Below are 25,165 nucleotides of genomic sequence, written 5' to 3'. Positions count from 1 at the left end.
TCAGGCCAAGCCCGAGACTGAGAGGCCCTCACCCGGCGCGCCATGCGCGCCGACCTCTCCCGGGGGGAGAGGCAAGCGGGGGGCTGAGCCTTGGTCGGCGCATGGGTTACACCGCGTCCATTCGCTTGACCCAGAAGCGGCGCCAAGCCAGCAGCAGCACAGCGAACAGCGGCGGGGCCATCAGCACGCCGAGCAGGCCGCCCCAGCTGCCGATCACCAGCATGAACACCAGCAGCGGTACGGCCGGCAGCGAAGCCTGGCCGCGCATCACCAGCGGCAGGATCACATGGCCTTCAAGTTGCTGCGTGACGATGAACACCGCGGCGACCCAGTACACGCGGTGAGGGTCGTCGGACGCCAGCGTCACCAGCACCGCAAAGACCACGACGATGGCGATGCCGGCATACGGAATGATGCCGAGCAGCCCCGTCAGGATGCCGAACAGCAGCCAGTAGTCAGCGCCGACGATCCACAAGCCGATCGCGGTCAGCGCGCCGATGATCGCCATGTCGATCAGCTGTGCCTGGAACCAGTTGCGGATCGTCGTCGCCGCGTCGACCAGAAACTGCGAGGCTTGCAGTCGCTTCGATCGCGGGAACGCATCGACCAGGCCGCGGAAATAGGTTTCCGCTTCGACGGCGGTGTACAAGCCGACGATGAACGCGAACACCAGCGCGCCGAGCACGCTGATGCCCGACCATGCCCCGCGAAACACGCGGCCACCGACACTGCGTGCAGCCTCGGCGACGTTGAACGACTGCGCGCCGCTGTTGAGCCAGGGATAGCGGTCGAGCAGGCCGTTGGCCAGTGCTTGCAGCTTGCCGACGATCTGCGGCATGCGCTCCGACAGCGAGGCGACCTGCGTTTCGGTGATCGCGTAGATGCCGTAAGCAACGCCAGCGACCACGCCGATCGAGATCAGTGCCACGACCAGGGCGCCGACTGCGCGAGGCAAACTGAAATGCGCCTGGAATCGACGCAGCGGCGGTGCCAGCAGCACACCGACGCCGATGCCGATCGCGGCGCTGATGACGATGATCTTCAGGTACAGCAGCGCGACGATCGCCGCCGCGATCAAGCTGGCGAGCGTCAGCGCATAACGGATCGACTCGCGTGATCGGCGTCCGTCACGCGCTTGTGCTGATTCGCGTGCGGCATCGCGCGACGAAGCGCGCGCCATCGCGTGCGCAGTGCGTAGGACGTCCGTGTCCGACATGGTGTTGGGCCCCGTCAACGATCGGCGCCGTGCTGGCACCGCTGCGGCCGACTACAACGGCGCCGCGCTGAACTACCGGTGAACCCGATGCGCGCCGCAAAAAACTCAGGCCAGCTTGCGGTCCAGCATGCCGAGGATTTCCTTTTCGATGCGTCCCTTCATCGGCTTGAGCAGCATGCCGAGCTTGGCGCTGATCTTCACGTCCTGGGCCGTGATCGCCATTTGTCCGCTGAGCCCGCTGCGCTCGAACTTGAGCGTGTCGCCATCCCAGGCGTGCTTCAGGTCGAACTCCTTGGCGAGCTTGCCAATCAGGCCGTCGACGATCTGACGCGCCTCGGCGACGCTGCGGCCATGGGCGCGGACGACTTCAATATCTGCCATTGCTGTATCCCCTCTGTTGATGTGGTGAAGCCCGTCATGAAACGCGGCGGCCAATTGGGCCACCAGCGCGCGGATGGTCGGCGCTTTAGTCAGCGATGTGCAAGACCAGCTTGCCGATGTGCGTGCTTGCTTCCATCGTCCGGTGTGCATCGACGACCTGATCGAGCGGCAATACTTGGTGGATCACGGGCGCGCAACGGCCGGCATCGAGCGCCGGCCACACACGCTGGCGCAGCGCGCTGGCGATCGCGGCTTTCTGCGCCACGCTGCGCGGCCGCAGTGTCGAGCCCATCAGCCGCGCGCGGCGCTTCATCACCTCGCGCCAGTCGAAGTCGTCGACCTTGGCGCCGCCGAGCGTGGCGATCTGCGCAATGCGCCCGTCGAGCGCCAGCAGGCGCAGATGACGCGCGGTGTAGCGGCCACCGACCATGTCGAGCACCACGTCGATACCGCGGCTGCCGAGCCGCTCGCGCAGCACCGCTTCGAAATCCTGTTGGCGATAGTCGATCGCCATCGCGGCACCGAGTTGCTCGCAGGCCGCGCATTTGTCCGGGCTGCCGGCCGTGGCGTAGACGGTGGCGCCAAATTCGCGCCCGAGCTGGATCGCCGTCGTGCCGATACCGCTGCTACCGCCATGCACCAGCAGATGTTCACCGGGCTGCAACGCGGCCATGTCGAACACGTTGGACCAAACGGTGAAATGGTTTTCGGGCAGCGCGGCAGCCTGCTCAGCGCGGTAGCCGCGCGGCCACGGCAGGCAGTGCGCGGCCTCGGCCACGCCGTACTCAGCGTAGCCGCCGCCGTGCGTCAGCGCGCAAACGCGGTCGCCGATCTGCCAGCCCTGCACATCGGCGCCGACGGCGACGACCTCGCCGGCAATCTCCAGACCCAGCACCGGGCTGGCATCGGCCGGCGGCGGATACAGCCCGAGACGCTGCGCGATGTCGGGTCGGTTGATGCCGGCTGCCTGCACGCGCACCAGCAGCTGCGACGGCGATGGCTGCGGCCGGGGACCGCGGCGGATCACCATCACCTCGGCCTCACCAGGTGAGTCGAAAGCGACGTAACGCATGTCGTCGTGCAAGGGCATCGGAGTCTCGATGTCGGAGCGGGAGCCCATGTTCGCATCGCGGCCGGCGCGATGCTCAGCATGACCCTCTCGGCAGCGGAGCCGCGCCGCGCTGGTTGCATCAGCGCGCAGCGGCGACAATAGCGTGCTGCATGCCACCCCCTCCCCCATGAACGAGTCCCACCCGCCCCGGCGCATTCGCGCCGCGCGGCGCCCGCTGCATCACGATCGCCCGGTGTGCGCCGATGCATGACCGTCGCCGGATCGCGGTCGTGCTGGCCGGCGCGGCGGCGTTCCTGAGCTTGTACGCGCCGCAGTCGCTGATGCCGCTGCTGCATGACTGGCTCGGCGACAACGCAGCGCTGGCCGGGCTGATCGTGTCCGCCGGCACCTTCGGCGTGGCGATCGCCGCGCCGTTTGCCGGCTTGCTGGCCGACCGTATCGGTCGGCGCCGCGTGATCGTGCTCGCCGCATTCTGGGTCGTACTACCGACCACGGCCGTGGCGCTGGCGCAGAGCCCGACGCAGCTGATCGCCGCGCGGCTGCTGCAGGGGCTGCTGCTGCCCGGCATCTTCGGTGTCACGGTGGCGTACATCGGATCCGAATGGCCGGCCGCGTCGGCGCGGCAAGTCACGGCGCTGTATGTCGCCGGCACGATCGGCGGCGGTTTTGTCGGGCGCTTTACCTCGGGCCTGGTCGCCGAGTTCGGCGGCTGGCAGGCCGGCTTCATGGCGCTGGCGGTCGGCCAGTTGTTGCTGGCACTGCTGATCCGCGCCTGGCTGCCGACCGAACGCCAACGCCCACCGCCGGCCGGCTCGCCGCTGCAGACGATGGCGACGCTGCTGCGCCGGCCGGAGTTGCGCGGCGCCTATGCGGTCGGCTTCACGCTGCTGTTCGCACTGGTCGGCGGCTTTACCTATGTGACGCTGCATCTGGCACGACCGCCGTTCGCGCTCGGGCCGGCCGCGCTGTCGGCGATCTTCGCGGTGTATCTGGTCGGCGTGCTGATCACGCCGCTGTCGGGCCGGCTGCTGAACCGCTACGGCCACGGCCGCGTGCTGGCACTGGCCTGGGGCGTGACGATCGCCGGTCTGGCGCTGAGCCTGCTGTCGTCACTGCCCGCAATGGTCGTGGCGCTGACGCTGTTTTCGGGCGGCATCTTTGTGGCGCAGACGGCGGCGACCAGCTTCGTCGCCGAGGCGTCCGGCGCGGCGCGCGCAACGTCGGTGGGCTTGTACGTGCTGTGCTACTACCTGGGCGGTTCGGTCGGCGGCGTGCTGCCGGCTGCGCTATGGACGCACTACGGCTGGCCCGGTGTGGCGGCGCTGATCGCCAGCGTCGGCCTGGTGTCGATCGCGCTGGGCCTGCGCTCGTTCCGCCACGCGCTGCGCCCGCCGCCCGACGCACCGCCGCCGCTACCCGAGGCCGGCGGCGAATCGGCTTGATCGCCGCGCAATGGGCAGCGCGCCTACCGCTGTGATCGGGCGCTGACGCAGAATCGGGCGCTTCGATGATTCCAACAACAAGAGCACACCCCGATGACCCAAACCTTCAAGCGCGTAGCCGGCGCCACCGCGCTGGCACTGGCCGTGGCCACGTCATTGATCGCCAGCACGTCGGCGCAAGCCGTCGTGCCGCAGCAGAAGCAGCAAGTGCCGGGCTATTACCGGCTCAAGCTCGGCGACCTGGAGCTGACCGCGCTGTATGACGGCTACATCGATCTGGACCAGAAGATCCTGAAAGGCATCAAGGCGGGCGATCTGCAGAGCCTGCTGGCGCGGATGTTCATTCAGGACAGCAAGGCGGTGCAGACCTCGGTCAACGCGTTCCTGGTCCACACCGGCACGCAGTTGGTGCTGATCGACACCGGCACCGCGCAGTGCTTCGGCCCGACGCTGGGCACGATTCCGGGCAATCTGCGCGCGGCCGGCTACGAAGGTGCGCAGGTCGACGCCGTGCTGCTGACGCATATGCACCCCGACCACGCTTGCGGGCTGCTGCAGGCCGACGGCAAGCCGGCGTTCCCGAACGCGACCGTGTACGTGGCCGCGCCCGAAGCCGACTTCTGGACCCGCGACGCGATCAAGGCGCAGGCGCCAGCCGACCAGCAGCCGATGTTCGACCTGGCGCGCAACGCTGTGGCGCCGTATCGCGCGGCCGGCCGCTTCAAGACGTTCACGCCGGGCGACACGGTGTTGCCGGGCTTGGTGTCGTTGTCGACGCCGGGTCATACGCCGGGCCACAGCAGCTACTTGGTCGGCGAGCCGGGGCCGTCGCAGCTGCTGGTGCTGGGCGACTTGATCCATAGCCATGCCACGCAGTTCGCGCGGCCCGAGATCTCGGTGGAGTTCGACGTCGACGCCAAGGCGGCCATCGCCAGCCGGCGCCTGGCGTTCGATCGAGCCGCGCAGCAGCAGCTGTGGACGGCCGGCGCGCACTTGCCGTTCCCCGGCATCGGGCACATCCGCGCCGACAAGCCGGGCTACGCCTGGGTGCCGGTCGAGTTCGGGCCTTACCGAGCCGATCGCTGAGCCCGAGCATCGCTCGCGCCGTCGGGAACGGTCAGACGGTGCTGAGCGGGCGGCCCTGTGCGGCAGTCGCCGACGGCCTGGCGGGACGCGTGGTCGGACGCAGATAGCTCTGCAGAAACACACGCGAGCTGCCGTCGGCCAGTTGCACGCGCGCATGGGTATCGGTCAGGTCGACGATGCGGCCTTGCCCATAGCGGCTGACGCGAACGCGGTCACCGATCGCCAGCGGAGGCGCGGCCGCCGCGACGGGTTCCGCGGAGTCATCGCCACGGACGGACGGCACGGGCTTGCGCTCGCGCCAGGCGGCGTCGTTTTCGGCACGACGCAGCATGTCGGCGTCGACGCGGATGTCGGGACGCGAGCAGTTGTCGCAGTGACCGCAACGCTTGCGATCGGCGCGCACGCCGAAGTATTCGAGCAAGCGTCCCCAGCGGCACAGCGAGCTTTGCGCGTAGGCGATCATCTGCTCGAGCACCCGCTGGTCGCGCTCGGCACGGCGCGCGTAATCGTCAGCAATCTTCTGGAAGTCGAGCAGATCGCCCTCGCGGTCGGCCAAGCCATGGCCGCCGTCCTCGCTGCGCACAATCAACGACGCTTGTTCGAGCAGCTTCAGCGTGACGCGCAGCCGGGCGACACCCAGCCGCGGCAGCGCCTGCTGCAAGTCCTTGAGCGTGGCACGCCGGCCGTTCTGCGTCTGACGGCATAGCGCAACCCAGGTACTCGACAGCTCGTCGACACCCGGATATCGCCGCGCCAGAAAGAACTGCTGGACCTGCTTGTCCTTGCTGTCGAACAACAGCAGGCACAGCGCCGGCTGCCCGTCGCGACCGGCGCGGCCCGATTCCTGGTAGTACGCCTCGATACTGCCGGGCAGTTGGTAATGGATGATGAAGCGCAGATCGGCCTTGTCGATACCCATGCCGAACGCGTTGGTCGCGACCATGATCCGCGTCTGGCCCGACATGAAGCGGTCCTGGCTGGTGTCACGCTCCCGCGCCGGCAGCCGGCCGTGATAGCGCGTGCTGTCGATGCCGGCGCGGATCAAGGCTTCGTGTAGCGCATCGACGCTCTTGACCGTGGCGCAGTAGACGATGCCCGCACCCTCGCTGCTGCGCAGTCGATCGATCAGCGCAGCCCGTTTGCGGTCCTCGCCCTGCACCGGCTGCACCGCATAGTGCAGATTGGGCCGATACAGCCCGGTGTTGATCACGCGCAGCTGGTCCAGGCCCAGCTGCGTGCGGATATCGTCGATCACGCGCGGCGTGGCGGTCGCTGTCAACGCGAGCACCGGCGGGCGGTTGAGTGCATGAATCGCGGTGCCGATCTCGAGAAACGCCGGGCGAAAGTCATGGCCCCACTGCGAGATGCAATGCGCCTCGTCGACCACCAGCAGTGCCACCACCTTGCTGCGCAGCGTCTGCAGGAAGCGCTCGTCGGCGAGTCGCTCCGGCGTGACGAACACGATGCCGTCGCGCATTGCCTCGACCCGCTGCAGCATCAACGACTCGGCCTGCACGCCAAGCGCGCTGTTGAGCTGCGCGCTCTGGATGCCGGCGCCTTCGAGTTTGTCGGCCTGGTCCTTCATCAGCGCAATCAGCGGCGAGACGACCAGCGTCAGGCCGTCCAGATGCAGCGCAGGCAGTTGATAGCACAGCGACTTGCCGGCGCCGGTGGGCATGATCGCCAGCGTGTTGCGCCCGGCGAGCACGCTGGTGATCACGCGCTCTTGTCCGGGCCGCCACGCATCGAGTCCGAAGCGCTGCGACAGGGTGTCGCGCAACGCGCTCATGCCGAGCGCCGTAGCCGTCGTCATTCCTTGACCTACCTGCTGATACGGATGAAACCGACACCCACCACGCGCAGCTACTCGTGCCTCATGGCACGGGCCGAACGACACCTGGACTGCGACGACCGGGGCCGTCGAACCGCCGCTGCTACCGAAACCTAGTCGACCGGCTGACAGACCTTGCGCGTCGCCGTGCTGTCATCGGTCTTGTTGTCGTTGTACTGCTTGCCCGCATACGCGCCGACACCGGCACCGGCCACCGTGGCCAAGTCCTTGCCGCGCCCACCGCCGACTTGATGGCCGAGTACGCCACCGGCAACCGCACCGATCACCGGCGCGGCCACAAGGTGACCGTCGTCGGCCTTGACCGTTTCATAGTGGCAGTCGACGCGCTGACCGTCGTCGTTTGTATAGATTTCGGCGAAGGCCGGCGTGGCCATCACGCTCAACGCCGCAGCGGCACACAGCGCATATCCGGTGAGCCGGCTCTGATGCAGACGCTGCGGCGGCTGGCGATTGCGATGCTGATGATCGACGTCCATGTCGGTGATCCTCCTGTTGCACGAGCACCACGGTAGGCCGACGCGATGAATTGCCCGTGAACTCCGTGCCACCAGCGCCGATGATCAGGGCGTGCGCGACGCGACCAACTCGGTGCGCAGTTGGCGCAGCTTGCCCTTGATCACTTCGGCGTTTTCGCTGCCGATGCGGATCAGCGCCTTCTGGCCGGCCGAGCGCGATTCCAGCTCCGGGTCGGCAAATTGATAGAGCACCTTGGGCCGCTGCAGCAGCACCGGCGCAGGTACCTCCGGCGTTGCCAGCAAGTGGTCGATCACTTGGATCAGCCGGTCGTTGAAGTAGTCACTGCCATGGCCCAGCTCTTCATACGCGGCCTGGAACAGCGGGTAGTAGCGCCGGTACAACTGCACCAGGCGCTCGACGTCGGCCAGTTGCACCGCTTCGACGAAGCCGGCGTATCGCGCGGGGTTGCTGGCGCTGATCTGCCATTGCGGATCGGCGGCATCGGCCACCGTCACCGGTTGCACCGCAAAGCTGCCGTCGATGCGGCGCAGCGCGCGCAGGCGCATCGGTAGCGACGGCGCATCGAGGTTGTCGATCGTCGCCACAAAGCGGCGCACGATCTGCTGCGGTACCAGGAACGCATCGATGGGCACTTGGTCCATCGCGCCGATCAACGACTGGCGCAATTCGGAATCGCTGTCGGCCAGCGCCGGCAGGTCGGCCATCAGTGGCGCGGCGTCGTCGTCGGCTTGTCCAGGGGGCGATACGGGAAACTGCGGCGCCGGGGCAGCCTCGGCCGCCATGTCGGGATCGGCGGCGGGCACTTCGTTGGTCACCGGGACCGGCGCCGGCGCATCGCCGGCCGATCGCAGCAGATAAAACCCGGCCGCCACGACACCGGCCGTGATCAACAGCAACGGCGGAGCCCAGTCGCGCGGTTTCATAGCGTCATCCGTTGGCAGGTTTGAGTCACGGCCCAAGACTTGGAGAGCCCCGAGGCCTTGTCAAGCACGGTTCAGGCCGTCACCTCGATCGACAACGCAAAAAAGCACCGGAACCCCGATGGAATTCCGGTGCCGTCGCTTCCCTGCGCAAACCACCGCCGTCCATGGCGGCTTCAAACATCGGTCACCGCACGGCTATGACCTCGCCGTGAACCCGCGTGCCTCTGCGGCAACCGCGAAGCGCCCGCTCATTCGAAGAAGTATTCGTCCTTGCAGAGCTTGCCGTCGTTGTTGGCATCGCGGGTCTTCAAGCGCTTCTCGAGTTGCGAGCCGGGCTTGAGTTCGCCCGCTTCGAGGCAGCCGTCGCCGTTCTTGTCTTCGTAGTCGGAGTTGTTGACCGCCAGCGGGCTGCCGGGCGGATACGAACTGCCGACTCCGGTCTTGGAATAGGTGTTTTCAGCCGATGCAAGGCCACACAGCAGCGTCGAGGACACCAACAGCAGGGTTGCGGCCAGGCTGGCCGTCGAGATCTTGTTCACGCGTACGCTCCAATAGGACATCCATGGTGGGTAGCGCGTCGTTGCGCGGCAGGCCGCCGTCCGGATTGGGGCATACCTGGTGCCGCTGGGCGGCATTACCGGGCGGCGCGGAATGCGTAGCAAAAAACAAACCGACCCCGGCCATCGGACGCCGGATGTCGAGGTCTCGATCATTTCGGGGGACGCCATCCGAAAACTAGTCCGATGGGATCATTGAGCCGTCGCGTTGCGGTTGCAGCATACCGGTCAATCGAGCCCGCCCTGCGCGCGACCCCGGAGATTCGCTCAATGAATACCGCCACAACCACCGCCGGCCACGTCGAGCCGACGGCGCCGAAAACGCCACCGACTGCTGTCCACACCACGCCGCGCGTGCCCGGCCTGCCGTTTCTCGGCAATGCGCTGGAGATGTCCAAGGACATCGGCCGCTTCTTCCTGCGCTGCTACCGCCAGTACGGGCCGGTGTTCGAAATCAGCATGCTCGGCAATCGCTACAAAGTGATCGCCGGCGTCGAGGCTGCCAACTTCATGGGCACGCGCGAAGGCCGCGAATGCCTGCGCAGCAAGGAATTCTGGGAAGGCCTGGTCAAGGAATACGACGCGACGCGCACGCTGACCGGCGAAGACGGCGAAGCCCACAAGCAGCTGCGCGACGTGATGCGCAGCGGCTACTCGAAGGAGTCGATCAAGGGTCGCTACGACGAGCTGGTGAACATCACCGACGGCGCACTGCTGCGCGACTGGAAAGTCGGTGAGTTGGTGCCGGTGGTCGAAGGCATGCAGTACATGGTCGTCGATCAGCTGGGCCAGATCCTGACCGGTGCCGCGCCGCTGGAATACGTCAAGGACATCCGCACGACGATCCTGCACATCCTCAACGTGCTGGTCACGCGTCAGCGGCCGAAGTTTCTGCTGAAGCGGCCGGTGTACAAGAAGGCCAAGTCGCGCGTGCACGAGCTGGGCGAGAAGATGATCGCCGATGCGCGGGCGCGCTATGGCCGCGTCAAGCCCGAAGATCGCAACCTGATCGACGACATCATGGCCGCGCATATCGAGCGTCCGGACATCATGCCGGCGCAGGACCTGATCCTGACGCTGACCGGCCCGTACGTCGCCGGGCTCGACACCGTTGCCAACACGACGGCGGCGATCACGTACACGGTGCTGAAGTATCCCGAGGTCAAGCGCCGCGTGCTGGCCGAAGTCGACTCCTTGTTCGATGCCGGCCCGATTGACGAAGAAGGCTTGATGAAGCGGATCCCGTCGCTGCAGGGCGCGATCATGGAGACGATGCGGCTCTACCCGATCGCGGTTGCGCAGATGCGCACTGCGACCAAGGATTTCGTGTTCCAGGGTCACTTGATCAAGGAAGGCGAGATGATGTTCGTCGCCACCAGCGTTCCGCACTTCATGGACGAGTTCTACCCGGAAGCCGACCGCTTCGACATCGACCGCTACCAGCGTCCGCGCGCCGAGCACCTGCAGCCGGGCGTGTACTCACCCTACGGCCGCGGTCCGCACACCTGCCTGGGCAAGAGCCTGGCCGAAGTCCAGATCGCACTGTCGATGGCGCGGCTGTTCTACAAGCTCGACCTGGAACTCGAAACGCCGAACTACCAGCTGAAGACCAAGACCGCGCCGACGCCGGGCCCGGCGATGGACTTCAAGGTGCGCGTCAAAGGCTATCGCCACTGAGCACGCGGCGCAGCGCCGGCGGCTGATGCCGCCGCGCTGCGCACGTCAGCAGAATCGATGCAGCGCTGCGGGCGATACCCGCGCGCTGCACTCGCGGCGCGGCGGGTAAGCGATCCGCCTTAGACCGCCACCGGCGCCGACTCGACCGCATGCCGCAGCACGCGGCCTGCACGCTGCTCGCCAAAACCGGGTTGATACGCGCCGTCGCGCCACAATAGCTGGCCCGCCACGACGGTCGCCCGCACCACATCCGGCGGACGATTGACGAGTTGGTGATGCTCGAAGCAATCGCGCCACACGTATTCGATCGTCGCTTCCGGATCCCAGCCGCTGAGCGCCGCCGGGTCGATCAACGCAAGGTCGGCGATCGCGCCGGGCTCGATGCGACCCACGTCCATACCGAAGTATTCGGCCGGCTCACGCGTCAGCCGGCGTACGGCCTCGGCCACGCGCGCAACGCCGCCGCTGGCCTGCGCATAACGCAGCATCCGCAGGTTGCCGTCGTAGAACGCCATGTTGGTCAGATGCGCGCCGCTGTCGTTGAAGCCCGGCAGCAGCAGCGGATTGAACAGCAGCTCGCCGGTCAGCTGCGGGTCGCGGTTGGCGGTGGTGGTCTTCCAGCGCAGCTGCGTGTCGAACTGCCGCATCAGGTGCAAAAAGAAATCCGCATCGTCTGGCCGGGCCGGCGGCATTGCGTCGAACACCGCGCGCTCATCGGCGCTGCGCGCTTGTGCTGCATCGCCAGCGCGATACGCGCAAGCGCGCTGGTAGACGGCTTGCAGGCTGTCGCCGGACCAAGCCGCAATCGGGCAACGGTCGATGAACATGTCGTCGAGCCGACGCGACAGCACATTGGTTTCGCGGCGACGCCGACGCGCCAGATTGGCCCAGTTGAAGCCGCTCTTGCCGTGAAACCACATGCGGCGGAAGTCGGCGATCCACGCCGGATCGTCGAGCAAGCGGCGACGGCCCGCGCGATCGTCCAGATCGAGTTCGTTGAGCAGCCGCAGACACGGAATCTCTTCGGCCAGCGGCGTGATCACGCCGTCGCTCCAAGTCGTGAACGGCGCTGCCAGCGCCTGGAAGCGGAAGCGTCCGCCGATCAACCGGCTGTTCAGAATGCGCGACAAGACCAGCGCCATCTTCAACAGCGCGCCGTTGGTGTTGAAGTCCATCGCCGCCACGGCCGTGACTTTCAGCGGCCGGCCGAACAGCCGCCCCGACGTCAGCAGGAAGTTGCGGAAGATCGCAAGCTTGTTGTCCTTCGGCGGCGTGGCTTGCCACAAGCGGCCCCAGCGACGCACGACGCCGGTCAGCCGTTTAAGCTCGCCGTAGGGCGCGAACTGCGTCGGAATCTGCTTGCGCGTGTTCGGCGCATTGGCCAGAAAGTGAAATGGCAGCGCGTCGGTCGAAAATCCGATGTAGCCCTCGCGCATGCCTTTTTCGAGCAGCTGCTCCATCCGCGTCAACTCGTCGGCGGTCGGCTCGCGAGATACCGAATCGTTGAGCCCCATCACTTCGACGCGCAGCATCGAATGCGGAATCATCGGCGCGACGTTCGGGCCTAGCGGCAAGCTCTGCAAGTGATCCAGATACGCCGCGCTGTCGGACCAGCTGACGCGATCGGCGACTTTGCGCAGCACCGACTTGGGCACGTTCTCGACGCGCGCGAAGCAGTCGACGATCGGGTCGGCGCCGTTGCGGCGCTGCGCGCCATAGGCCAGGCCCAGCGAGCAATTGGCCATCACCACCGTCGTCGTGCCGTGGCGTACCGCTTCGGGCAAGCCGGGCTCCAGCTCGACTTCGAGATCGAAATGCGTGTGTACGTCGAGCAGGCCCGGCATCAGCCACAGGCCTTGCGCGTCGATCTGCGTCGCGTCGCCGGCCGGCAGATCATGGCCGATCGCCGCAATGCGACCGCCGGCGATGGCGACGTCGCGCCGTTGAGGCGCCGCGCCGCTGCCGTCGAACAGCAGTGCGTTGCGAAACACCAGTTGATACGCGAGCGAACCACCGTCCATGGGGCGGGTTCCTAGTGGGGGCCGTGCGCTATTTACGCTGGCAACGGGTCACCCGGAACTAGCAAATCCATCCCACGATGGAGGCTCGACGCCGAGACTGTAAGCCTCGTCCTACATTGGGCTGATATTGCCAGCCCGCGGCGGCACTCAAGGTTGCTGCGCGCGCTGGATCGTCGCCGTGGTCGAGTAGCCGTCGTGAAAATTCAGGATCACGGTCTGGCCGCCGGCCGCCTCCACGACATCGTGACCGGCGACCTGTTCCACCGTGTAGTCACCGCCTTTGACCAGCACTTGCGGCAGCACGCGGCCGATCAAGCGGGCCGGCGTGTCCTCACCGAACTCGACGACGGCATCGACGCACTTGAGTCCGGCGAGCACGCGCATCCGATCGGCCGCTGCGTTCAGAGGACGCGTCGGGCCCTTGAGCCGGCGCACCGAGTCGTCGCTGTTGACGGCGACGATCAGCGCATCGCCGAGCGCACGCGCCTGCTCCAGGTAGCGCAGATGGCCGACATGCAGCAGGTCGAAGCAGCCATTGGTCATCACGATGCGCTGGCCGCGCGTACGGCGCGCTTCGACCCATTGCAGCAGTGCATCTTCGGCCATTAGCAGCGACTCGCTGCTGGCCGGACCGTCGGGCGTCAGCTGGGCCTGCAGTTCGGCCGGCGTGACGGTCGCCGCACCGAGCTTGCCGACGGTGACGCCAGCCGCCAGGTTCGACAGCCGCGTTGCCGTTTCCAGATCGCTGCCGGCCGCCAGCGCGGCGGTCAGCGTGGCGATCACCGTGTCGCCGGCGCCGGTCACGTCGTAGACCTCGCGCGCCACGGTCGGCAGATGCAGCGGCTCGCGATGCGGCCGCAGCAGGCTCATGCCCTTTTCGCTGCGCGTGACCAGCAGCGCAAACAGCTGCAGCTCGCCCATCAACTGCGTCGCCTTGGCCACCAGCGTGGCCTCGTCCGGGCACGGCCCGACGACGGCTTCGAGTTCGGCCATGTTCGGCGTCAGCAGCGTGGCGCCGGTGTAGCGTGCGTAATCGCGGCCCTTGGGATCGACCGTGACCGGCTTGCCGGCGGCACGGCAGATCGCGATCAGCGACGCCACGTCCGACAGCGTGCCCTTGCCGTAGTCGGACAGGATCACGGCATCGGCCTGCTGTACCTGCGCGCGAAACTGCGCGGTGAACGCAGCGCGATCGAATGCACCCGGCTCGGCCAGCGACATCTCGAAGTCGAGCCGGATCACTTGCTGATTGCGCGACATCACGCGCAGCTTGGTGATCGTCGGGTAATCGGGTGACGGGGTGAACTGCGCATCGATGCCGGCGTCGGTGACGCGCTGCGCCAGCAACTGCGCCGGCTCGTCGTCACCCACAACGCCCAGCAGATGCGTCTGCACGCCCAGCGCCGCCAGATTCAGCGCGACGTTGGCCGCACCACCGGCTTGCGTGCGATCGGCGTTGATCTGCACCACCGGCACCGGCGCTTCCGGCGAGATTCGCGACGCGCTGCCCGACCAGTAACGGTCGAGCATCACGTCGCCGGCGACGACGACCCGCGCGCGGGTGAAATCAGGCAGCTGGCTCATCGGCGCGGGACCCGGCTCGGCGTGGCGATCAGATGTGGCTGAGCCACTCCGGATACCGCTCGGACTGGCCCTTGACCTGCGCCAGATACGCGGCCTGCAGCTTCTGCGTGATCGGACCGCGGCTGCCGCTGCCCACCGGGCGATTGTCGATCTCGCGGATCGGCGTGACTTCAGCGGCGGTACCGGTGAAGAACGCCTCGTCGCAGACGTAGACCTCGTCGCGGGTGATGCGGCGCTCGCGCACCGTGTAGCCCATGTCCTGCGCCAGCTGCATCACCGTGCGGCGCGTGATGCCGTCGAGCGCCGAGGTCACGTCGGGCGTGCTGATCACGCCGTTGGTGATCACGAAGATATTCTCGGCCGAGCCTTCGGCGACGTAGCCTTCGGGGTCGAGCATCAGCGCCTCGTCATAGCCGTCCTTGAGCACTTCGTTGAGCGCCATCGACGAGTTCAAATAGTTGGCGTTGGCCTTGGCGCGGCACAGCGAGCTGTTGACATAGTGGCGCGAGAACGAGCTGGTCTTGACGCGGATGCCGCGCTCCATGCCATCGGCGCCCAAGTACGAACCCCAGGTCCAGGCCGCGACGATCACGTGGGTCTTCAGACCGGTGGCGCGCAAGCCCATGCCTTCGCTGCCGTAGAACACCATCGGACGCAGGTAGGCTTCCTTGAGCTGGTTGACGCGCAGCACTTCGAGCTGCGCTTCATTGAGCTCGTCTTCGGACCAGGGCATGGCCATGCCGATGATCTTGGCCGAGTTAAACAGGCGGCGCGTGTGCTCCTGCAAGCGGAAGATCGCGGTGCCCTTGGGCGTCTCGTAGGCGCGCACGCCTTCGAAGCAGCCGGCGCCGTAGTGCAGCGTATAGGTCAGCACGTGCGTGGTGGCTTCGCGCCACGGCACCATCTTGCCGTCGTACCAGATGTAGCCGTCGCGGTCGGACATGCTCATGACGCTTGTTCCTTCTTGCAATATTCGTGGAGGTTGATGGCGGCGGCCCGGTGCGTCAGCGCGACGGGGCGACCGTGGCCCCGCGGGTCGGCGCGGCAGCCCGGTATTATAGGGGCCTGCCCGCCTCCGTCCTCCTGTCCGTGTCGCACGACGCCCCGATGCCCGAGTCTGGCCACGCACCCCGCATCCTGATCGTGCGCAGCTCGGCACTGGGCGACATCGTATTCGCCACATCCCTGCTCGGCGGCTTGCGCGCCCGCTGGCCCGCGGCGCACATCGGCTGGCTGGCGCAAGCGGGCTTTGCCGGCATCCTCGACGGCGACTCGCGCATCGATGAGGTGATCCGTATCGCGCCCGACACGGTCAAGTCGCCGTCGCGGCTATGGGCGCTGCGCCGCGAGTTGCGCGCTCGCCGCTACGACTGGGTCATCGACGCCCAGGGCCTGGCCAAGTCGCGGCTGCTGGCGGCGATGGCCGCCGGTGCGCGGCGGATCGGGTTCGACTCGCGCGAGCCGCTGGGTTTCCTGCTGCATCAGCGTCTGCCCAAGGGCGGCGACATCCGTGACATCGCATCGGAATACCGCGCGCTGGCCGAGGCGCTGACCGGCGCCGTCGCGCCGCCGCCCCGGCTGCTGGTCGCCGAATCGGCTCGCGACGCGGCGCAAGCGCTGCTGTCGGCGGCCGGACTGGCACCCGGCTACATCGCGCTGTGCCCGTTCACGACGCGGCCGCAAAAGCACTGGATTGAAAGCCACTGGCCGCCGCTGGCGGCGCTGCTGGCCGCACAGAACCCGGGCCGCGCGCTGGCGGTGCTGGGTGGCCCCGGCGATGTCGAGGCGGCGGCGCGGATCGTCACAGCCTGCCCGGTGCCGGTGGTCAACCTCGCGGGCAAGACGCGCCTGAACCAGCTGCCCGGCGTGTTGCAGCAGGCGGGCCTGGTGATCGGTGTCGATACCGGCCTGACCCATATCGGCGTCGCGGTGCAGCGCCCGGTCGTCGCGCTGTTCGGTAGCACCTGCCCGTATACGCAAGGCGCCGAGTCGCCACTGACGGTGATGTACGACGCGCTGCCCTGCGCACCGTGCAAGCGCAAGCCGACCTGCAACGGACGCTTCGACTGCCTGCGCGGGCTGACGCCGCAGCGCGTGGCCGCCGCAGCGCGCGCACTGCTCGGCCGCGACGAGGCCGCACGATGACCCGTCGCCTGAAGCTGCTGCATGTGGAAACCGGCCAGCATCTGTACGGCGGTGCCCAACAGGTGGCCTATCTGCTCGACGGACTGTCGGCACAGGGCGTCGATAACCATCTGGTCTGCCCGCCCGGCGCCGCGATCGGCGCGCACTTCGTCGGCAGCGCGGTCACGGTGCATCCGCTGCGTTGCAGCGGCGATGCCGATATCGGTTTCATCCGCCGGCTGGCGCGCGTGCTGCGCGAGCAGCAGCCCGATCTGGTGCATCTGCACAGCCGGCGCGGCGCCGACGTGCTGGGCGGGATCGCGGCGCGCTGGGCCGGCGTACCGGCCGTGCTGTCGCGTCGTGTCGACAATCCCGAGCCGCACTGGTGGGCGCAGCGCAAATACCGCCTGTATGCGCGCACCGTCTGCATCTCCGAAGGCATCGCCGAGGTGCTGCGCAGCCAAGGCGTCGACGACAGCCGCATCCGCGTCGTGCGCTCGGCCGTCGACGCCGAGCCCTGGCGTCACAGCGCGTCGCGCGACGCGTTCTGCGCCGAGTTCGACGTACCGGCCGATGCGCTGATCGTCGGCGTCGTGGCGCAGCTGATCGAGCGCAAGGGCCATCGCGTGCTGTTCGCCGCGCTGCGCGGCTTGTCTGCGGCGCGGCAGATTGCGCTAGTAATCTTCGGCCAGGGGCCGCTACGCGAAGCGCTGCAAGCGGAATCGGCGGATCTGCCGCTGCGCGCGCTGCGCTTTGCCGGCTTTCGCCGCGATCTGCCGCGCTGGGTCGGCTGCCTGGACCTGTTGGTGCACCCGGCACTGGCTGAAGGGCTCGGTGTGTCGCTGCTGCAAGCCTCGGCCGCGCGCGTGCCGATCATCGCCAGCCGCGCGGGCGGCATGCCCGAAGCCGTGCGCGACGGGCTCAACGGGCTGCTGGTAGCGCCGGGCGATTCAGCGGCGCTACAAGCTGCGATCGGCAGACTCGCCGACGATGCGGCGCTACGGCGCTCGCTGGGCGCAGCGGGTTCGCAGTTGATCGACGCCGAGTTTTCGACCGCGGCGATGGTCGCCGGCAATCGCGCCGTGTACGACGAGGTGCTGGGCCGAGGCTGAACCCTCGCCGGCGCCGGAGCGCGCCGTCTGATACCGGATCGACAAGGAGCGTTGATGAACCGGATGCCATCACCGGGATTTCGCGGCAGCGTGCTGCTGCTGATGCTGTACGCCGCCGTGCTGTCGGCCTTGCCGTGGCGGCTGCCCAAGGCGCAGCTGCTGGCGCTGTTCGCCGAAAACGGTCCCGTCGAAAATCTCAGCGTGATCGCCTGGCTGCTGCTGGCGCTGCTGTGTCTGTTGCACGTGCTGCGCTGGCCGCGGCTGATGCTGCCAGCGATGCTGACCGCGTTGCTCGGCGCGGCGCGCGAACAAGACCTGCAAAACGCGATCACCGGCGTCAATCTGTTTCGCCTCAAGTGGTACCTGACCGCCGATGCGCCATTGGGTCTGAAGCTGGTCGCCGGCGTCACGCTGATGCTGATCGTCGCGCTGCTGCTGCACATGCTGCTGCTGGCGGCGCAGGCCTACCGGCAGCGCGACACCCGGCGTCAGCAATGGGCTTGGACGCTGTTGCTGGCGCTGGCTGTCGCTGCCGCATCGCTGGGCTTGGACAAGACCCAGGCGCTGGTGCACGACGCCACCGGCCACTGGCTGCACGAGCGCGCCTCGCTATGGGTCAAGGCACTCGAAGAAGGACTGGAGCTGGCGCTACCGCTGGTATTCGCCAGCGCACTGCTGCAGGCGCGGCGCATGCGGCGCAGCGCCTGGTGACCGCACCGCGCCGCTTGCTGTTCGTGCTGCCCGATCTGGGTGACGGCGGCGCACCGCGCGTTACCGTCGCACTGCTCGCGGCAATGGACCCGGCGCGTTATCAGCTGAGCTTGCTCAACTTGGGCGCTCGCAACAGCGCGCTGGCCGCGCTGCTGCCGCCCCAGGTGCGGCTATTGCACCGGCCTCGCTGGATGCCCGGCGGCTTGATCGGCGCACGCTGGGCCACGCTGTGGTTTGGCCGCGACCACGATCTGCTGATCGCCGGCGTGGAAATGCGCGCCACGTTCTGCGTGCATTGGGCAGCCCGGCTGCTGCGCAAGCCGGCGCTGGCCTGGGTGCATATTGCGTTTGCACCTTGGGCGGCTGGATTTGCACCACGGCATCGACGCCGCTCACGCGCCGCCTATGACGCGATCCCATCGGTGGTGTTTGTGTCCGACGGCGCACGCGCGTCGATGCGGCAATGGCGGGGCTGTGAAGCGCCGCATTGGCGGACGATACCGAACCTGCTGAGAGCCGCCGGCGATCCGCACGCCGTCCCGCCGGCTCCTGCGCAGCAACGCTGGCTGCACAGACTCGACACCCGACCGACCGTGATCGGCATCGGCAAGCTCGATCACCGCAAAGGCTTTGACCGATTGCTGCAGGCGGCCGCGAACGCGCTCGCGCTTGGCGCCGACTTTGACGTGGTGATTCTGGGCGATGGACCGCTGATGGCAGCACTGCAGTCGCAAGCACAGTGCCTGAACATCGCCGACCGCGTCGCGTTGCCGGGCCATGTCGCCGACCCGCTGCCCTGGTTGCGTGCCGCACAACTGTACGTGCTCAGCTCTCGACTCGAAGGGCTGCCGACGACGATCCTCGAAGCCTTCGCCTGCGCCACGCCCGTGATCGCCAACGACTGCGCCAGCGGGCCTGCCGAATTGCTCGCCGATGGCGCCGGCGTGCTGGTGCCCGAAGGCGATATCGACGCGATGGCGGCGGCGATCATGCAACTGCTGGCATCGCCGGAACGGCGCCGGGCGCTGGCGCAACGCGGCTTGCAGGCGCTGAAGCGGCATCGTCCGGAGCACGTGCTGCCACAGTGGGATGAGATCATCGACATCGCCTGCCGTCAGCCACCGCCGCGCTGAATGTTGCGTTCGTGGCTATGGCCGACGCGTGCCCCCATCAGACTCGAAGCCGTCGCTGGATGCGCGCAACGAGCGCACGCACGGCCCACCAGCTCAGACCGAGTACCGGCGGCAGGCCGGCCAGATGGGCGTACCAGTAGATCGGCATCAGCCGTTTGCGATCGCCCTTGAAATGCAGCACCGCAGTATCGTGGCGTGGGCGCCGCATTTTGCGGATGCGGTTGCCCGGCGTGTGGTTGTAGCGCGCACACGGCAACATCAGCAGACGAGCGTCGGTCTCGCTGGCCACCGCTGCGGCCAGCGCGTGTTGGTCGCCGTACCATGCGGCCCGACCGGCGTCATGCGCCTGATGCTCAAAGGCTCGCAGATAGCGCTGGAAGAAGCCCAAGCCGCGCGGCGGATCGGCATTGTTCAGTAGTAGAAATCCACCGTTGATCGGCATCTGCCGGTGCTCGCGAACGGTCAGCGCGACATCGAATGCGTGGATCGCCGGCAACGTACTCAGATCGGCGTTGACCAGCATATCGGTGTCGAGAAACAACAAGGGCTCGGGCAAGCCGTGCCGCTGCAAATGGGCCCATTGCGCTCGTGCCCGTGACAGCATCAGCGCGCCGGCATCCACTGGATGAACCTCTCGCGACACCGGCACGCGCAGCGCGCTCAAATCGGTAACCGCATCGGTCAGCACCGTAACCGACGCGGCTGGGTGAAAGCGGCGCACCGAGCGCACCATCAACTCCAGCAGCTGCAGGTAATGCGCGTGGTCGATGCGCAGATGCGGATGCGCCGCCTCGGTCTGCACATGAAACGTGACGAAGCGCATCAGCCGCTCGCCGACCAGCTGCGCAGGAATCGCTGCATCTCTGACCAAGCCACGCGAACGTGCTGCCGCAACGGCTCGAAGTCGAAGTCCCAGTCCGGCTCGGGTGCATCCGCCGTCACCAGCGGAAAAGCAAACGCCTCGGCCATGCCGTGGCCGCGTTGATCGACCGGCACCAGCCAGCTGCGGCGATTGCGACTGAGCATCAGCAAGTGCGCATGCAGGCGGCTGCCGACATGGACGTCGACCGCCTCGTAGAGGACGGCTGCGACATCGGCGTTGTCAGGCACCAGCACTTGATAGCCACGGCTTTGCGCATACCCGCGCAAGGCCAGCGCGCCGGCGGAATCGCCAATACTGTGCCGGCCTCGCAGCCGGTCGTGCCATCGGCCGATCACCGGCAGCGCGGCAAAATCCTGGTGAACAACGAAGTAGCGCCGAGCGCGCGGAAAGCGGCGCGCGACGCAGTCAATGATGGCGGTTTCGCGTTGCCAGTAATCGCCACGCTCGGTGGCCGTCACCGCGACGACACGCTCGGCAGACGAAAATCGCGCCCCATCGAGTACCGGCGTATCCAGCAGCACCGGGCAGCCGGTCATCACGAAGCGGTCTGCCAAATGCGGTAGCTCGCGCTGCAGGTATCGGACCGTTGCCGGACACCGCCACGACGACAGCTCGATACGTTGATGAATCGCCTCGATGATCGCGCACGTCGCCTCCGACATCTGCTGGTTGCGAGCCGGGTCGCCGTTCAAGCCCAAGCCGAAGATCACGAAGCGCCAACAAGCGCGCTGCACCTGCTCGGCCGTCATACCGGGCCAGATGCGGTATCCATCGTCGAGCTGATTGGCTCCGGCCAACACAACATCGCCAGCCTGCTGCAAGCGCGCCAGCATCGCCGCTGCTGGCGTCATGCGCGGTGAGCACCGGAGCGTCGCCACACGCGGCGCCAGCAAGCGTTCGATCGCCCGCACGATGAAGCCGTCGCCGATGTTGGCGACCTTGCGTGCGCGCAGCGAGGCCGGGATTCCGTAAGGGCTGACCAGCGCGTAGCCCGGATTCATCCGGCGATGCCGGTCGCGCTGCGACGGCAGGCCCAGATCCGCGTCTTGCCGTCATCGGTCATGCAGTGCGCATCGGGCTGCCAGCCGCAGCCGATCAGCATTTCTTCGAACTCATCACCCGACACGTGCAGACGCCAGCCAAGGCGCTGCAACTCGGCCGGCGATCGCGGCGGCTCGGCCAGCGTATGGCTGATGACCAACACCGACGCGCGGGCGCGCAGTCGACGCAAGCAGCCCGGCACATCGTCGAGATACTCGCCGACACCCAGCAGCACGGCCACATCGTGGTCGGACGGTAGCGCGTCGTATTCGGCGTCGAACGGCCGCACCGCCTCGGCTTGCGGAACACGGTCGTAGCCGTGATAGCGGATCGCCACACCGTGACGCGCCAGCGACGCCCGCAGCTTCTGATCGCCGCAACCGATATCGGCCAGCGACAGCGCGCGGCCAGCACCGGCCGCCGGCAGGGCTGCGATCAATTGCGCTGCCTTGTCGGCACGGTCGTACCAGGCTGGGCGCTGCTGATCATCACAGTTGTAGGGGCGCATCGAGCTGCGACGCCGGTGCGCGTGACCCGACGCACCCGCCTGCTGCAGATAGCCGATCAACTGCTCGACATGCGCGGCATAGTCGAAGCGGCGCAGGCCATCGACCGCCGCCGCACTGAACGCGGCATAGCGCGCGTCATCACCGGCCACTTGCAGCACGGCCTCGGCAAGGGCAGCGGGATCGGGCACGCCCGGCTCGGCGACCCGCTGCAACTCTGGGCGCCAGACGCGTGGATACACCTGATCGGGATCACCGCCGAACGACGCCAGCGCGGACAGCGGCAGCGTCGGCTCGACGCAGCGGCCATCCACACCGTCGCGGATCACGTCGGGCACACCATCGACCGCTGTCGCCACCACGGGCACACCGGCGATCAGCGCTTCGGCCACGACATTGCCGTAAGGCTCGCGTAGCGCCGGATGCAACAACAGGTCGATCTGCTGGTAGAAAGCATCCATGTCCGTGATGCGCCCGGTGAATCGCAGATCGTCAATGCCGAGCCGCTGCGCCTGGGACTGGATCGAATCACGGTCCGGTCCGTCGCCGGCCATCGTCAGTGTCGCCTCGACGCCTGACCGACGCAGCGCTGCCAGCGTGTGCACCGCCAGCACGCCACCCTTGAAGCTCTGCAGCCGCGCTGCAAAGCCAAGCCGCAATGGCCATTGCGGCGCGATGCGCGCCACGCCCGGCCGGGCCTGCGCGATGCCGGGTGCGCAGATGTGGATCGGTGCGGTCACACCCCAGTAGCGCAACATCGCCGCGCACGCCCGGGAGTTGGCCAGATAGCAGTCGAAGCCGTGCAGGAAGTCGGCATCGGGCGCACGGTTACGCGCGAACCAAGCCGCACCTCGCTCCCAATACACCGATGCAGCACCGATCCGCCTGGCAAGCTGTAGCGGCCGAGGGTCACCGAAGCGGTTCCAGCTGAGCACGGTGTCGATCCGCCAGGCTCGCGCCTGACTTGCTTGTCGCGATTGGCGCATGCCGCGCCAGTTCGGCACGGTCACGCCGTGCCATCGACGCGCATCGACCGGTGGCGCGCTCAAGCCCAGCAACGCCGCAGCGACCCCGTCTGCAACTTGGCGCAAATCCTCGGACAGGTAATGCGCCAGACGCGGATCGGCAGCACGGTGGCGCAGCAGCGCGGCGAACTGCTTTTCCATGCCGCCCCAGGCGTCATGCGCCAAATGAATCTGATGCAGCACCCGCAGCGCTGAGGCGTCCGCGTCGACGTGTTGGTGCGTGCTCATGCGATACGTCGCTGCGCGACCAGGTCGTCGATCAGCGCCTGCCACTGCGGCATGATCACGTCCGGCGCAAAATCGCGCAGCCGCTGACGCCCGGCGCTGGCCAGCTCACGGCATCGCTGCGGTGAGTCGAGCACCTCGCCGATCGCCTTGGCCATCGCAGCGGCATCGTCGACCGGTACCAGCACGCCACAACGGCCCTGCAGCAGCATCTCCTCGGGCCCATGCGGACAGCGCGTCGCAATCACCGGCGTGCCGGCTGCGAAGGCTTCCAGAATCGTGCCCGGCAGTCCTTCGATACGCGACGACAACACATAGGCTCGGCTGCGGCGCAGCCACTGCGCGACATCATGGGTGAAGCCCGGCATCTGCAATCGGTCGGCGATGCCCTCGGCCTGCGCCTGGGTTTGAAGCACATCGCGCAGCGGGCCTTCGCCGAGTATCGCCAGATCGAACTCCGCTCCTGCACGACGCGCGATGCCGGCCGCGCGGATCAGCAGATCAAAGCCCTTACGTGATTCAAGCCGGCCGATCGCCGTCAGTAGCGGCCGGCCCGATGCACTGAGCTCGGTGGGCTCCGCACGGGGGTGTCCGATCACCGGCACATCGGCTTGGTAAGGGTTGAGTACCGTGCGCCACGCTGGCCGTTGCTCGCCGTACCAGCGTTCGAACGACTGCCGGGCGCCGTCGGATACGAACACCAGCCGGTCGAAGTCACCATAGGTGTCACGTGACCGTCGACGATGGCGCGCGCTCAGTTGCGCGGCGTACTCGTCGAACGCGATCCGGACCCAGCCGATGGAGGGCTTGTGTAACCAACGCGCCGCTGTCTGTACGCAATAGCTCGCTCGCAGCTCGGTGCATGCAATCAATACATCGGCATCGCGCGCATGCCACAGCGTGGCCAATGTGCCGAGCCGGAGCCCGTGGTGCTGCGGAGCATGAAACAAGCGCACGCAGCCGGGAACGTAGCTCGACAACTCACCGGGTCCATCGAGTACCAGCAGCGTCACGTCGTAACGCTGCATGTCGAGGCAGCCCAGCAGCCGCAGCGTGACGCGCTGGGCGCCACCGCCGTCGAGATCCGGCAAAACAGCGAGAACCCGCGTGCGCGGCTGGCGACCGCCGGCGATCGATAGGCCGGCCGACCCGCCCAGTACGTCAGCGATGCGGCTAGCCATCGTCATGCTCGACGCCCAGATAGCGCTGATACATCGCGCGTAGCCGGGCCGGTGCAAACAGCGCCTCCATCGTGCGGCGCGCGTTGGCGCCGATGCGCCGGCGCAATTCGATGTCGTCGCGCAGACGGCGCACGATCTCGATGGCTTCGCGCTGCTCGTCGAATACAAAGCCGTTCTCACCGTGGACGATGTCTTCGACATGCCCACCGAAGCGATGGCAGACCACCGGCAAGCCGCAGGCCATCGCCTCGCGCACCGCCCGCGCCGCGGTGTCGTAGAACGTACCGGTACGGTAGATGAAGCAGTCCAGGCTGCGCAGATAGTCGGCCGCATCGATCGAACCGGTTGCGTGGATGCGCAGCCGCGACGCGTTCGCCGGCAGCAAATGCGCGATGCACTGCGCACCCATCAGTTCGACGTCGACGCCGTCGTCGAGCAGCGCCGCGTATAGCTCGGGGTCGTACAGGAAGTGATGCTTGTCGAGCGTGTCGCGGCTATGCCGGCCGATGCGCAGCTGCCCGGCGATACGGGTGCGGCCGGTAGCCGGCGTGAAGCGCTGCAGGTCGATCGGCGACACGTCCACGTCGGCTACCGCGTCGGCGCCGAACAGATGACGCTGTGTGGCACTGGTGAACGCGATACGCGCTTGGCCATCCATCTGCCGATACAACGGCAGATGCGCGCGATAGTGGTCCACATTCATATCGTTGACGAGCACGCTCAAACGATGCGGACGTAGCCGCTGGAGCCAGGGCTTGGGTCGCCAGAACGTGCCGATGAACACGAAGCTGCCCCGCGCGGTGCACCAGGGGGCAAACCAGCGCACGCCGTGCTGCTGACGAAGACCCGGTGCAAAGCGCGACGAGGTTGCCCATAGCGACACCTGCGCGCCGAACTGCTCGCGAAGCCCACGCGCAATTTCCAGCGCACGCATCT

General features: G+C 67.4%; 22 protein-coding genes. 7 read left to right on the top strand and 15 right to left on the bottom strand.

Features of this window, described 5'->3' with window-relative positions; genetic code table 11:
* Positions 1 to 106 precede the first annotated feature (106 nt).
* The 3 genes from BUB09_RS16530 to BUB09_RS16520 form a co-directional block, all read right to left on the bottom strand.
* Complete coding sequence (locus BUB09_RS16530) at positions 107 to 1,180, bottom strand: AI-2E family transporter (RefSeq protein WP_175550236.1); 1,074 nt, start codon at positions 1,178 to 1,180, stop codon at positions 107 to 109.
* Between the two features lie 141 nt (positions 1,181 to 1,321).
* Positions 1,322 to 1,597, bottom strand: a complete 276-nt coding sequence (locus tag BUB09_RS17260; RefSeq protein WP_072899633.1) for a polyhydroxyalkanoic acid system family protein — start codon at positions 1,595 to 1,597, stop codon at positions 1,322 to 1,324.
* An 85-nt stretch (positions 1,598 to 1,682) separates the two neighbouring features.
* Positions 1,683 to 2,687: an NAD(P)H-quinone oxidoreductase gene (locus BUB09_RS16520; RefSeq protein WP_072899630.1), complete on the bottom strand. Its 1,005-nt coding sequence runs from the start codon at positions 2,685 to 2,687 to the stop codon at positions 1,683 to 1,685.
* Between the two features lie 224 nt (positions 2,688 to 2,911).
* Here BUB09_RS16520 and BUB09_RS16515 point away from each other — a divergent pair, with 224 nt between their 5' ends.
* The gene (locus BUB09_RS16515) at positions 2,912 to 4,111 is read left to right on the top strand and encodes an MFS transporter (protein WP_072899628.1); all 1,200 of its coding nucleotides are present in this window, start codon (positions 2,912 to 2,914) and stop codon (positions 4,109 to 4,111) included.
* Positions 4,112 to 4,204: 93 nt separating this feature from the next.
* Positions 4,205 to 5,197 carry an MBL fold metallo-hydrolase gene (locus BUB09_RS16510; protein WP_072899626.1) on the top strand — a complete coding sequence of 331 codons (993 nt, stop codon included), beginning with the start codon at positions 4,205 to 4,207 and terminating at the stop codon, positions 5,195 to 5,197.
* 31 nt (positions 5,198 to 5,228) lie between these two features.
* Here the strand turns inward: BUB09_RS16510 and BUB09_RS16505 are convergent, their stop codons facing one another.
* The 4 genes from BUB09_RS16505 to BUB09_RS16490 form a co-directional block, all read right to left on the bottom strand.
* The gene (locus BUB09_RS16505) at positions 5,229 to 7,010 is read right to left on the bottom strand and encodes a RecQ family ATP-dependent DNA helicase (protein ID WP_072899624.1); all 1,782 of its coding nucleotides are present in this window, start codon (positions 7,008 to 7,010) and stop codon (positions 5,229 to 5,231) included.
* A gap of 131 nt (positions 7,011 to 7,141) precedes the next feature.
* A complete protein-coding gene (locus tag BUB09_RS17735) occupies positions 7,142 to 7,525 on the bottom strand; it encodes a glycine zipper 2TM domain-containing protein (RefSeq protein ID WP_084083528.1) in 384 nt (127 codons plus the stop codon).
* 84 nt (positions 7,526 to 7,609) lie between these two features.
* Positions 7,610 to 8,449 carry a DUF3014 domain-containing protein gene (locus tag BUB09_RS16495; RefSeq protein WP_072899622.1) on the bottom strand — a complete coding sequence of 280 codons (840 nt, stop codon included), beginning with the start codon at positions 8,447 to 8,449 and terminating at the stop codon, positions 7,610 to 7,612.
* Positions 8,450 to 8,697: 248 nt separating this feature from the next.
* On the bottom strand, positions 8,698 to 8,988 hold the full coding sequence (locus BUB09_RS16490; protein ID WP_139250327.1) for an EF-hand domain-containing protein: 291 nt from the start codon (positions 8,986 to 8,988) through the stop codon (positions 8,698 to 8,700).
* Positions 8,989 to 9,276: 288 nt separating this feature from the next.
* Between BUB09_RS16490 and BUB09_RS16485 the strand changes: the two genes are divergently transcribed.
* Positions 9,277 to 10,683, top strand: coding sequence for a cytochrome P450 (locus BUB09_RS16485; RefSeq protein ID WP_072899618.1), 1,407 nt, complete (start codon positions 9,277 to 9,279; stop codon positions 10,681 to 10,683).
* Positions 10,684 to 10,802: 119 nt separating this feature from the next.
* On the opposite strand, the gene BUB09_RS16480 is transcribed toward BUB09_RS16485, so the two are convergent.
* From BUB09_RS16480 to BUB09_RS16470, 3 genes are all read right to left on the bottom strand, one after another.
* Positions 10,803 to 12,704 carry an N-acyl-D-amino-acid deacylase family protein gene (locus tag BUB09_RS16480; RefSeq protein ID WP_072899616.1) on the bottom strand — a complete coding sequence of 634 codons (1,902 nt, stop codon included), beginning with the start codon at positions 12,702 to 12,704 and terminating at the stop codon, positions 10,803 to 10,805.
* Between the two features lie 147 nt (positions 12,705 to 12,851).
* Positions 12,852 to 14,288, bottom strand: a complete 1,437-nt coding sequence (gene hldE / locus BUB09_RS16475) for a bifunctional D-glycero-beta-D-manno-heptose-7-phosphate kinase/D-glycero-beta-D-manno-heptose 1-phosphate adenylyltransferase HldE (RefSeq protein WP_072899614.1) — start codon at positions 14,286 to 14,288, stop codon at positions 12,852 to 12,854.
* Between the two features lie 28 nt (positions 14,289 to 14,316).
* On the bottom strand, positions 14,317 to 15,237 hold the full coding sequence (locus BUB09_RS16470) for a branched-chain amino acid transaminase (protein ID WP_072899612.1): 921 nt from the start codon (positions 15,235 to 15,237) through the stop codon (positions 14,317 to 14,319).
* A 158-nt stretch (positions 15,238 to 15,395) separates the two neighbouring features.
* On the opposite strand from BUB09_RS16470, the gene BUB09_RS16465 reads away from it, so the two are divergent.
* Genes BUB09_RS16465 through BUB09_RS16450 form a run of 4 tightly spaced genes read left to right on the top strand, consistent with a single transcriptional unit; the run spans position 15,396 to position 19,368 of the window.
* Entirely contained in the window at positions 15,396 to 16,433 is a 1,038-nt protein-coding gene (locus BUB09_RS16465; protein ID WP_072899599.1) for a glycosyltransferase family 9 protein, read from the top strand.
* A complete protein-coding gene (locus BUB09_RS16460) occupies positions 16,430 to 17,524 on the top strand; it encodes a glycosyltransferase (protein WP_217650336.1) in 1,095 nt (364 codons plus the stop codon). The genes BUB09_RS16465 and BUB09_RS16460 overlap by 4 nt, the downstream gene beginning before the upstream one ends.
* A 54-nt stretch (positions 17,525 to 17,578) precedes the next feature.
* Positions 17,579 to 18,235 (top strand): hypothetical protein, encoded by a 657-nt coding sequence (locus BUB09_RS17255; protein ID WP_175550235.1) that lies wholly within the window; start codon positions 17,579 to 17,581, stop codon positions 18,233 to 18,235.
* Entirely contained in the window at positions 18,232 to 19,368 is a 1,137-nt protein-coding gene (locus BUB09_RS16450) for a glycosyltransferase (protein ID WP_072899597.1), read from the top strand. Before BUB09_RS17255 ends, BUB09_RS16450 begins: the two co-directional genes overlap by 4 nt.
* A gap of 37 nt (positions 19,369 to 19,405) precedes the next feature.
* Here BUB09_RS16450 and BUB09_RS16445 read toward each other — a convergent pair whose 3' ends face one another.
* From BUB09_RS16445 to BUB09_RS16425, 5 genes are read right to left on the bottom strand one after another with little or no spacing between them, the layout of a single operon-like run.
* The gene (locus tag BUB09_RS16445; protein ID WP_139250326.1) at positions 19,406 to 20,191 is read right to left on the bottom strand and encodes a glycosyltransferase family protein; all 786 of its coding nucleotides are present in this window, start codon (positions 20,189 to 20,191) and stop codon (positions 19,406 to 19,408) included.
* Complete coding sequence (locus BUB09_RS16440; protein WP_072899593.1) at positions 20,191 to 21,252, bottom strand: hypothetical protein; 1,062 nt, start codon at positions 21,250 to 21,252, stop codon at positions 20,191 to 20,193. The genes BUB09_RS16445 and BUB09_RS16440 overlap by 1 nt, the downstream gene beginning before the upstream one ends.
* Positions 21,249 to 23,051, bottom strand: coding sequence for a glycosyltransferase (locus BUB09_RS16435; protein ID WP_072899591.1), 1,803 nt, complete (start codon positions 23,049 to 23,051; stop codon positions 21,249 to 21,251). The genes BUB09_RS16440 and BUB09_RS16435 overlap by 4 nt, the downstream gene beginning before the upstream one ends.
* Positions 23,048 to 24,229, bottom strand: coding sequence for a glycosyltransferase (locus tag BUB09_RS16430; protein ID WP_175550234.1), 1,182 nt, complete (start codon positions 24,227 to 24,229; stop codon positions 23,048 to 23,050). Before BUB09_RS16430 ends, BUB09_RS16435 begins: the two co-directional genes overlap by 4 nt.
* Positions 24,222 to 25,163, bottom strand: a complete 942-nt coding sequence (locus BUB09_RS16425; protein ID WP_072899637.1) for a glycosyltransferase — start codon at positions 25,161 to 25,163, stop codon at positions 24,222 to 24,224. Before BUB09_RS16425 ends, BUB09_RS16430 begins: the two co-directional genes overlap by 8 nt.
* Positions 25,164 to 25,165 lie beyond the last annotated feature (2 nt).

Source organism: Hydrocarboniphaga daqingensis (assembly GCF_900129825.1).
GTDB lineage: Bacteria > Pseudomonadota > Gammaproteobacteria > Nevskiales > Nevskiaceae > Hydrocarboniphaga > Hydrocarboniphaga daqingensis.
This window is presented reverse-complemented; position numbering and strand designations above follow the sequence as displayed.